This window comes from Mesorhizobium sp. B2-7-1, assembly GCF_006440735.1.
In the GTDB taxonomy this organism is placed as follows: Bacteria; Pseudomonadota; Alphaproteobacteria; order Rhizobiales; family Rhizobiaceae; genus Mesorhizobium.
Genome location: NZ_VFUA01000162.1, coordinates 1 through 10,215, shown reverse-complemented (window position 1 = coordinate 10,215; position 10,215 = coordinate 1). Strand labels below are relative to the sequence as shown.

The 10,215-nt window shown below is 64.6% G+C and carries 8 protein-coding genes; 5 read left to right on the top strand and 3 right to left on the bottom strand.

What is annotated here, in order from left to right; all coding sequences use genetic code 11:
• The 3 genes from FJ471_RS32940 to FJ471_RS32930 all read left to right on the top strand — a co-directional run.
• Positions 1-863 (top strand): ABC transporter ATP-binding protein (locus FJ471_RS32940; protein WP_140809840.1); only part of this gene is annotated, 863 nt, incomplete at its 5' end.
• A 14-nt stretch (positions 864-877) separates the two neighbouring features.
• The gene (locus FJ471_RS32935; protein WP_181179919.1) at positions 878-1,732 is read left to right on the top strand and encodes an ABC transporter permease; all 855 of its coding nucleotides are present in this window, start codon (positions 878-880) and stop codon (positions 1,730-1,732) included.
• Positions 1,729-2,523, top strand: a complete 795-nt coding sequence (locus FJ471_RS32930) for an ABC transporter permease (RefSeq protein ID WP_140809835.1) — start codon at positions 1,729-1,731, stop codon at positions 2,521-2,523. Before FJ471_RS32935 ends, FJ471_RS32930 begins: the two co-directional genes overlap by 4 nt.
• A gap of 22 nt (positions 2,524-2,545) precedes the next feature.
• On the opposite strand, the gene FJ471_RS32925 is transcribed toward FJ471_RS32930, so the two are convergent.
• The 3 genes from FJ471_RS32925 to FJ471_RS32915 form a co-directional block, all read right to left on the bottom strand.
• The gene (locus tag FJ471_RS32925) at positions 2,546-3,694 is read right to left on the bottom strand and encodes an amidohydrolase (protein ID WP_140809833.1); all 1,149 of its coding nucleotides are present in this window, start codon (positions 3,692-3,694) and stop codon (positions 2,546-2,548) included.
• 289 nt (positions 3,695-3,983) lie between these two features.
• Positions 3,984-4,628, bottom strand: coding sequence for a hypothetical protein (locus tag FJ471_RS32920; protein ID WP_140809831.1), 645 nt, complete (start codon positions 4,626-4,628; stop codon positions 3,984-3,986).
• 89 nt (positions 4,629-4,717) lie between these two features.
• Positions 4,718-5,656 carry a GNAT family N-acetyltransferase gene (locus FJ471_RS32915; protein ID WP_140809829.1) on the bottom strand — a complete coding sequence of 313 codons (939 nt, stop codon included), beginning with the start codon at positions 5,654-5,656 and terminating at the stop codon, positions 4,718-4,720.
• Between the two features lie 225 nt (positions 5,657-5,881).
• Between FJ471_RS32915 and FJ471_RS32910 the strand changes: the two genes are divergently transcribed.
• The gene (locus tag FJ471_RS32910; RefSeq protein WP_246684896.1) at positions 5,882-7,795 is read left to right on the top strand and encodes a GGDEF domain-containing phosphodiesterase; all 1,914 of its coding nucleotides are present in this window, start codon (positions 5,882-5,884) and stop codon (positions 7,793-7,795) included.
• A gap of 119 nt (positions 7,796-7,914) precedes the next feature.
• Positions 7,915-10,071 carry an ABC transporter ATP-binding protein/permease gene (locus FJ471_RS32905; protein ID WP_246684895.1) on the top strand — a complete coding sequence of 719 codons (2,157 nt, stop codon included), beginning with the start codon at positions 7,915-7,917 and terminating at the stop codon, positions 10,069-10,071.
• Positions 10,072-10,215 lie beyond the last annotated feature (144 nt).

Here is a 10,215-nt window from a genome sequence, read left to right as displayed (position 1 = left end):
CTCCATATCGCCGCAACCTCAGCATGGTCTTCCAGAACTATGCGCTGTTCCCCCACAGGACCGTGGCGCGCAACGTCGCCTTTCCCTTGGAGATGCGGCGCAGGAGCATTTCCGAGATCGACGCGGCGGTCGCGGAAGCATTGGCAACGGTGCGTCTGACGGGGCTGGAGAACCGGCTGCCCACGCAATTGTCCGGCGGCCAGCAGCAGCGGGTGGCGCTGGCGCGCGCCATCGGGTTCGGTCCATCGATCCTGCTGATGGATGAGCCGCTCGGCGCGCTCGACAAGAACCTGCGCGAGCAGGTCCAGATGGAGATCAAGGAGATACAGCGTCGCCTTGGTGTCACGGTCGTCTACGTCACGCATGACCAGCATGAGGCGCTGACGATGTCGGACCGCATCGTGGTGATGAACCATGGACGCATAGAGCAGATCGCTTCGCCGGAGACCATGTATCAGTGGCCGGCAAATCGCTTCGTTGCAGGGTTCCTCGGCGCGTCCAACTTCATCGAAGTGAACATGGACGACGTCAAGACCGACGGCTCATTCGTCGCCTCCGCAGGCGAGGGGCTGGCAATCCGCGGCCGCTCCGAGCGCGCGCGTCCGGGCAGCGCCACACTGGCAATCAGGCCCGAGCGCATCGCGCTCCTCCCATCCGGGACGGAAAGCGAAGGCCTGCACATCCACCAGGGCATTGTGACCGGAGCAGTATTTACCGGTGACAGCCTGTCCTACTCGGTTCGTGCCGGGCGGATCGATTTGTCCGTCAAGGTTCCAAACACCGGGCGGGTCTATCGCCCATCGATCGACGATCGGGTCAACGTCGGATGGTCCGACGAAGATATCTCGGTTCTGACCGAATAGGGTTGAAGTTGCCCATGTCTGCGATCGCCCGCCTTCGAAACCCGAAAGCCTCTTATGCGCTGATGCTGTTGCCGGTCCTGGCGCTGATCGGCTTTCTGTTCATCTACCCGATGGTCGATATGGTTGCGCGCAGCCTGGGATCGACGCAAGGAACGCTGACCACGCAATATTACGCACCGATCTTCTCCAAGACCATTTATCTGCGGGTGCTCTGGAACACGTTCGAGATTTCGCTGCTCACCACGCTGGTGACGCTGGTGCTTGCGTATCCCGTCGCGTATCTGATCGCCACCGGCAGACGCCCGCTGTCGCTGTTCCTCACAGTTTGCACGCTGATCCCGTTCTTCACCAGCCTTCTGGTTAGGACCTATGGCTGGATGGTCATCCTGAGCCCCGAAGGACTGCTGAACGAGGCGCTCGGTCTTCTGGGCCTAGGTCCTGTGGCGCTGCTCTATACCAGGGGCGCGGTGCTTGTCGGAATGACCTACTCGCTGCTGCCATACATGGTCCTCACATTGGCCAGCGTCTTCCGCGGGATCGATCCGGGACTGATGCGCGCGGCAGGGCTCTTCGGCGCTTCCAATGTCAGGGCGTTCCTGCATGTCTATTTCCCGCTCAGCCTGCCAGGGGTGCTGGGCGGCTCGCTGCTCGTCTTCCTGCTGGCGATCGGTTACTTCATCACCCCGGCTCTGCTCGGAAGCGGCAGGGATCAGATGATCGCGATGATCGTCTACGAGCAGGTCGACAGGTCGCTCAACTGGGAGTTCGCGGCGGCGCTGTCCACTCTGCTTTTCGCAACGACTCTCGTCGTGTTCTTCGTGTATGCGCGGGTGTTCGGGCTGGGCAAGGCGCTGGAGGCCAAGCGATGACCGGTTCCTCAATCTCCGACAGGATAATGCGCTGGGCCATCTACGGCTTCGTTGGCCTCGTCGTCATCTTCCTGGTGGCGCCGATCCTCATTATCATTCCCATTTCCTTCAGCTCCGCGCGATATCTGATCTTTCCGCCGCCCGGCTTTTCCTTCCAGTGGTACAAGGAACTGGTCGAACGTCCGGAATGGCTAAGGGCATTCTGGGTGAGCCTGAAGGTCGCGGGCCTGTGCGTCGTGCTTTCGCTCGCATTCGGCCTGCCTGCCTCCTTCGCCCTCGTCAGGGCAAAGTTCAAGCTCACGCCGCTTTTCTACGCGCTCATCCTCTCGCCGATGCTCCTGCCTTCCGTGGTGGTCGGCCTCGGGCTGTTCTTCCTTTTCAGCAAGCTCGGTATCACCGGCAGCGTCGGCGGGCTGGCGCTGGGTCAGGCGGTGGTGATCATGCCCATCGTGGTGGTCATGATAACGTCCACCCTGCAAGGCTTCGACAGGCGGCTTGAGCAGGCGGCGTTGATATTCGGCGCCTCACCGCTCACCGCCTTCCGGCTTGTCACCTTGCCCATAATCGCGCCTGCAATCATTTCGGCGGCGCTGTTCGTGATCCTCTTGTCCTTCGATGACCTGTTGATCGCGCTGTTCCTGTCCGATCCCTCGACCTCGACGCTGTCGATCGCGATCTGGAACAACACCACCATGCAGATATCGCCGGTCATTGCCGCCGTCAGCGTGTGCCTGCTGGGCATGTCGATACTGATTCTCGGGCTGGTCGCCATCGCGAGGCGCTGGGCCTGACGGGCGCCTCGCTCGAATGGCTTCATCCCAAAAGGTTGCGCGCTGTGCGCATGAAGATCCGCGAGCCGATCGGGATCAGGTCGTCGGGGAAATCATAGTCGGGATTGTGCAGCGAGGGGGTGCGTTCGCCGGCGCCGAGGAAGAACATCGCCGACTTCGCATTGTGGCCGAAAATGCCGAAATCCTCCGAGGCGCGCATCGGCAGCGCATCCTCGCTGCGCGCAACACCTTCCTCGTCGAGCGCGCGGTTGAGATGCTCCACCGCGTCCGGCGCGTTGACGCTGGCGACGAAGATCTCGTGGTAGTCGAAGCGCGCTGAGAGACCGTGCTTTGCGGCGATCTTTCCAGCCAGCGCTTCCGCGGCGGCGACCTGCTCGGCCATGCGCTCGTCGCGCCTTGTGCGCAGCGTCGCCCACACTTCGGCATAGCCGGGCGCGATGCCGAACACGGCTTCGCCCATCGCGCAATGGGTGACCGTCACCATGCCGAAATCCTCATCGGTGAAGGTGCCGCGCCCGAGCGCGGGGAGCGCCGGCATCAGCTCGCTCACCGCCGGCATCGGCGAGATGCCGGTCTCGGGCATCGAGGAATGCGCGGTCTTGCCTTCGAGCACTATGCGCATGCCGCGCGAGGCGCAGTTGACGGTGCCGGCCTTCAGCCGCACCTCGCCGAACGGCACGCCCGGCAGATTGTGCAGCGAAAACGCAAAGTCCGGCGCGATCTCGGAAAAGCGCGGATCGGCGACCACGCCGGCCGCGCCGTTGCCGGTTTCCTCGGCCGGCTGGAACATCAAAACGACGCGGCCGCGCGCCGGCCTTTCGCGTCCGAACTGACGGCCGAGCGCCGCCAGGATCGCGGTGTGCCCGTCGTGTCCGCACATATGCGACTTGCCCGGCACCTGAGAACTATGCGCGACGCCCGAAAGTTCCTCGATCGGCAGCGCGTCGAGCTCGGAACGGAACAACACTGTCGGCCCGGCCTGCCCGCTGTCATAGACCGCCGCCACGCCATGGCCGCCCAGTTCCGTCAGCACCTTGTCCGGTCCCGTATCGGCGAGGAAGGCGACGACTTCCTTGGCTGTCTTTTCTTCCTCATTGGAGATTTCCGGCTGCCGATGCAGCTTGCGGCGCCATTCCGTCAACTCGATGAGGTCGCGGTTGGTCAGGGTCATGGGCTGAGACTCCGGTTGGGCTTTGCCGGTCACACAAACACGATAGGGTTTTTCTCGCGCCGTGCCATGCCGATCAATTCGGATAGGCCATCGGCGAGTTCCCGGAAACATGCGTCGGGACTAGACTCGATCAGCTTCAATTCGCGTTCGAGCGCTCAGACCCATCCCGATCCTCCTGTCGAGCCGGAGCCATCCTTACAGGCGACACCGTTGGAGGGTCAAAGCGACATGCGCCGATCCCTCAAAGATGGATGCGGATGCCAGTACGGGTCGCATCGGCATTCACCGCTCAACCAGCCGAAAGGGGGCGAGCCTCGAACAGCAGCGCAATCCCGAGGATTGTGAGCACGGACAGGCCGGCGAGTGTCAGCCACTGCATGGTCATGGCCTGCTCGTCCCGTCCAAGAACGCGATAGAGTCCGTCGATCTTGGTCATTTCGCTGTCGGACAGCCGCTTCTTCGGCAGGTTCCGGTCAGTGTAGAAATACTTGGTCATCGCGTTGAATTCGAGCTCGCTGCCGACGAACATTTCGGACGGTGTCACATCCGATGTGACATGGCCTTCATAGGGAAATTCCTGGGTGGCGCGGATGTCGACGGTGTTGAAGTCGGGCTTGGTGGCGCCCGGATGAAACCAGCCTGGTGAGAACTCTGCCACCGGCCCGGAGCGGGGCAGATGGGTGATCGGTTGATTGACGATCGCCATTATCTTTTGATCGGTCTGGGCTGTTTCCGCATTCAGCGTTTCGATTTGTGGGCGGACCCAAAGCACGGCGTACATTGCGGCCAGCAAGATGCTCGTTGCGCCAATCAGGCCCAGTACGAGACCTATGCCGCGCGCCGCTTTCGGCACGCGGGCGGGTGGTGCGGTCGGCGCGTCGATAGCGCGTCCGCGCTGACCGAACTTGGCACTGGTCGAGTCCGCGACTTTCATGCGACGATTTTGAAAGCAAGCGAGCTAACGCAACATTAACAGGTCAAGGAGAGGGTCAGTAAAATCGCCGCAGCAGGTGGTTTCGAGGGTTATCGCGCCACCTTCACCTGCGGCAGGTCGCGGCTGATCGGGCGGAAGCCGACGCCGTAATACATGTTCCGGGCAGCAGGATCGGCCGGCGCGCCGCGGCAGGCGACCAGCATGCGGCTGGCGCCTGCGGCTTTCGCCAGTTGCATGCCGTGCAGTTGCAAGGCCGTGCCCAGTCCGCGCCGGCGAAAATCGCGATGCGTGCCGACCGGTTCGAATTCGGCGGTCCGCGTCGTCTCGTCCAGCCAGATAATCGCGGTCGCGGCCAGCGTGCCGTCGGGCGCAGCGACCAGCACATGCAGGTCTGCCCGGTACGGCCAGGTCCGCCGCACGCGCTCGAACGCTGCCTCGTTGAAGCGCGACGCGTTCCAGGCCTGGCGATGCGCCTGGACCGCGTCGGCCGCCGGGACGTCGTTGGCGTCGAGGAACCGGAACCCTTCGGGCAGCGCCGGATCGGCCACGTCGGTCAATTCCCGCGTGTTGAACTGCACCCAGGGCCCGTCATCCGCGCCGGCTTCAGCATCGAAGGCGTAGCCATGCGCGGCGACAATCCGCTGCGCCTCGACATCGGCGGATTGCACCGTCAGCAGTCGGTCGACATCGCCGGCGACGTCGTCGTACCAGTCGAGGATTTCGCCGAGCATCGCGGCGCGGTCGGGATGCGTCTGCCAGATCAGATTGGCGGTCTCGACCTCGATCACGGTGCCGTCGCCGCGCGGCACGCGATGGGGCAGGCAGGCCCATCCCCACGCCGCCACCCGCCTGTTCACGAACCACAACCGATGCCGCCAGAAGGGGCTGAACGCATCGAAATCCTTGGCCCAGACCCAGGCCAGTTCGCCGACGGTCGCATCGTCGTTGAGCAGTTCCGGCCGCAGCGCCGTCACGTCCTGGGCGAGGCCTTGCATCAGCCGGAGATCGTTCGGACCAAGAGTTTCCATCTCGGCATCTTTTGCGCGTGTGATCGTCCTGTCCACCCGTAACGCTCGCAAATGTCCAGAACCGTGCCCGACGGCTCCTGTCTGGCAGGCCCAATCGAAAAATGCGACGTAAGCCGCTGAAATCCTTAACACGATTTTCATCCCGCTCGCCTAACCACTAGGGCCATGACAAGGCATGATGAGCGGCTGGTTGCGGGTCCCTCTTCCGAGGGGCGGAGCGAAGCCGTGGAAGCAGGCATCCTGCGCGATCAGCTCGCCAATCTGGCCAAAGGCGTCTTCATTTCGATGCCTATCGGCACGGTGCTCTCGGCCCTGATCCTGGCGGTGAAGTTGCTGTCGGGTGGCGGCCCTGCCTCGGTGTTGTGGTTTACTGCGATCGCCTTGATAAACGGCGCGCGCGTGGTGCTTGCCGTCGCCCAATCGGACGCGGCCGACGACAGGCCGGAGGCGGTCGGCGCCCGGCTTTCCCTCTATGGCCTGCTGGCGCTGGCCTCGGGCGTCGCCTGGTCGTTTCTGGCGCTGCTGAGCGACGGATACACGACCAGCCAGGCGCCGCTCTATCTCATCGTGCTTGCCGGTATTTCGGCCGGTTCGGTCACCTACGGCACCTCCTACGCGCCGGCCTCGATCAACTTCATCACACTGCCGCTTCTCACCGCCGCCGGCTGCGTGCTGGCCAAAGGCGGCGTCGAGAATTACGTGCTTGCCTTCACGATCCTGCTTTTCCTCGGCGGCATGATCAGGAGCGCGCTGCTCGGACAATCCCGCTTCCGCGAGACGAGCCGCCTCAAATACGAGGCGCGCGAGCTCGCCGCCGAGATGGAGGGCAACTCCAGGCGCGACCCGCTGACGAACCTGCTCAACCGCTATGGCCTGGAGCAGGCCATCCACGAGCTCGGCCTTTCCGACGGCCCGTTCGTGGCCATGCTGATCGACCTCGACGGCTTCAAATCCGTCAACGACACCTATGGCCACACCGTCGGCGACGACCTTTTGGTCAAGGTGGCGCGCAGGATCGAGGACCACGCCCCTCAGGGTGCCACGATCGCGCGCATCGGCGGCGACGAGTTCGTGCTGCTTTTCTCCGCCGGTAGGTCTCGGCAGCCAGCCGGCGAGCTTGCATCCACCATCATCGCGGCCATCGCCAATCCGGATCCGGAATTGAACTCGGTGCGCGTCGGCGCGTCGATCGGCATCTATCAGGCGGAAAAGCCGCGCCTGACGGAAATGTTGCTCAAGGCCGATTTCGCGCTCTATGCGGCCAAGCGCGGCGGCAGGAACGAATACTACCTCTTCGACGCCGGGCTTGACGCCGCGCTGGAACGCAAGAACCGCATCGAGCGCGACCTGCGCGGCGCGATCGAGGCAGGCCGGCTCTGCTCGTGGTTCCAGCCGCTGGTGCGGCTCGACACCAGCGCGGTCGTCGGTTTCGAGGCGCTGCTGCGCTGGCATCATGATGACCATGGCGCCATCTCGCCACCCGAGATCGTCACCGCCGCGCGCGAGACCGGCCTGCTTTCGTTGTTGACCGAGACGGTGTTCCTCAACTGCTGCGCCATGATCGGCGAGTTGGTGCGGCAGGGGCGCCGCGACGTGCGGGTCGCGATGAACCTTTCGCCGCGCGAGCTCGAGGCTGGCAATATCGACGACATGATCCTCACCGGCCTGAAGGCCAGAGGTGTGCCGGCCGCGATGCTTGAGATTGAGATCACCGAGGAGGCGCCGGTCGACCGCGCCCGGGTCGACGAGAAGGTCGGGCATTTGGCGGATGCCGGAATATCGATCGTGCTCGACGATTTCGGCACCGGCTTCTCGACCCTGGTGTCGCTGAAGGACAGCCGTATCCGCAAGATCAAGATCGACAAGGATTTCGTGCGCGACCTGGCGAAATCCGTGGAGGACCAGGCGCTGGTCGAGGCGGTCATCGGGCTTGGCCGCACACTGGGCATAGAGGTGATGGCCGAGGGCGTCGAGACCGACGCCGACCGCATGATCCTGCGCTCGCTGGGCTGCATGATCGCGCAGGGCTACCTCTTTTCGGCGGCGCTGCCGATGCGCGACGCGCTGGCCTTCGACGCGGCCGGCGCTGAGGTCATTTTCGAGCCGCTGCGCAATCCCCGCAGCGGCAACGCCGCCTGATCGGGAAGCCTGCATCGGCATTCATCGTGATCCGGCCGGCAAGAAGCCGCGACAGGGCCGGGTGGCGGTGAAGCGCGGCCCCGCATGAAACCTTTTGATTTTTGGGCCGTTGTCGCGCGATGCCCCCGGCCAAACGCAAACCGAAACCAGCCGACAGCGCCATTGAGCGCGGCGCGAGTAAGCCGCGCCCGGCGACGTCGCGCCCCAAGACTCCGCACCAGTTGAAGCCGCGCCAGTCGAAACCGCGTGACGCTCTGAAGCCGCGCGCGGAGAGGGCGCAGGAAGACAACCCAGACGACAGGCTGAAAGAGGACAAGGCGCGGCAAGCAAAGCCATCGGTCGGCGAGAGCCCGCCCGAAAAGACGCCCGCCGATGCCGCGCCGGAGGCCATCGGCCATGCCGGGTCGCCGCCGCCCGAGACCGCCGAGCCCGGTCCCGCGCTTTCGCCGGAGGAAGCCGAGCGGGCGCGCAAGAAATACCTTCTGCGGCGCTTCTGGATCAGCGGCCGCGGCTACTGGGGTCTGCGCGGCGACAAGCTGGCCTGGCCGCTGACGATCGGGCTTCTGGCGCTGATCTGCGTCAATGTCGGCTTCCAATATGGCATCAACCGCTGGAACCGCGCGATCTTCGACGCCATCGAGCAGCGCGACGCCCACACCGTCTACTGGCTGAGCGCCATCTTCCTGCCGTTGGTCGCCGGCAGCATCAGCCTGGTGGTCGCGCAGGTCTATCTGCGCATGACCATGCAACGCCGCTGGCGCTCCTGGCTGACCACGGCGGTCATCCAGCGCTGGCTGGCCAGCGGCCGCTATTACCAGCTCAACCTCGTCAAGGGTGACCATGCCAACCCCGAGGCGCGGCTGACCGAGGATCTGCGCATCGCAACGGAATCGCCAGTCGACTTCATCGCTGGCGTCCTCAACGCCTTCCTGTCGGCCTCGACCTTCATCGTCGTGCTGTGGACCATCGGCGGCGCGCTGAGCTTCACGCTTGGCGGCTCCACCATCACCGTGCCTGGCTTCCTCGTCGTCACCGCGGTCATCTATGCGGCCATCACCTCGACCTCGATGTTCGCCATCGGCCGCCGCTTCGTCCAGCTTTCCGAGGCCAAGAACCAGGCGGAAGCCGAGTTCCGCTACGTGCTGACGCGCGTGCGCGAGAACGGCGAGAGCATCGCGCTGCTTGGCGGCGAGGAGGAGGAGAACGCCGGCATCGAACGCACCTTCGCCGGCGTACTCGGCCGCTGGGCGCGGCTCACCGGCCAGCATATGCGCACCACGCTGGTCTCGCAAGGCTCCAGCCTGTTCGCGCCGGTGGTACCGGTGCTTTTATGCGCGCCGAAATTCCTCGACGGCTCGATGTCGCTCGGCCAGGTGATGCAGGCGGCCTCGGCCTTTGCCCTCGTGCAGGGGGCGTTCGGCTGGCTGGTCGACAATTATCCGCGCCTGGCCGACTGGAACGCGTCGGCACACCGCATCGCCTCGCTGATGATGTCGCTCGACGGGCTGGAGCGCGCCGAGACGAACGATACGCTCGGCCGCATCCAGCGCGGCGAGACCGAGGACGGCGCGATGCTCAGCCTCAACAACCTTTCCGTGACGCTCGACGACGGCACCTCGGTGGTCAAGGAAACCGAGGTGGAGATCGAGCCTGGCGAGCGCGTGCTGGTCTCGGGCGAATCCGGCTCCGGCAAGTCGACGCTGGTGCGCGCCATCGCCGGGCTGTGGCCCTGGGGCAGCGGCAGCGTCGATTTCCACCCGGGCAAGCGGCTCTTCATGCTGCCGCAGCGCCCCTATATCCCGTCTGGCACGCTGCGCCGCGCCACCGCCTATCCGGCCGCCGCCGACAATTGGAAGACCAAGGAGATCGCCGCCGCCCTCGACAAGGTCGGCCTTGGCTACCTGAAGGACCGGCTGGAGGAAGAGGCACCCTGGGACCAGACGCTGTCGGGCGGCGAGAAGCAGCGCCTGGCCTTCGCCCGCCTCCTGCTGCATGCCCCTGACATCGTCGTGCTAGACGAAGCGACCTCGGCGCTGGACGAGAAGAGCCAGGATAAGATGATGCGCACGGTGATCGAGCAACTGCCGAAGGTCACCATCATCAGTGTCGCTCACCGCGCCGAGCTGGAAGCGTTTCATACGCGCAAGATTACGCTGGAACGGCGCCAGGGCGGTGCGCGGCTGGTCAGCGATGTGGAGCTTGTGTCGCGGAGGAAGAAGCGCGGTCTGCTGCAGCGGGCGCTGTGGGGAGGCGGCGCGAATGGCGGCAAAGGGTAGGGGTGCTCTAACATTGTGCGCAATCGCCGGCGCCGCTCCCCCGCTCCGTCTCGGCGCTGCGCTCCGAGTGTCCAGCCGATAGATGGGTAACAGTTTGAACCGGATACATGGGTTACAGTTTTCCCCCTGAGTTGCTGTCCGCCG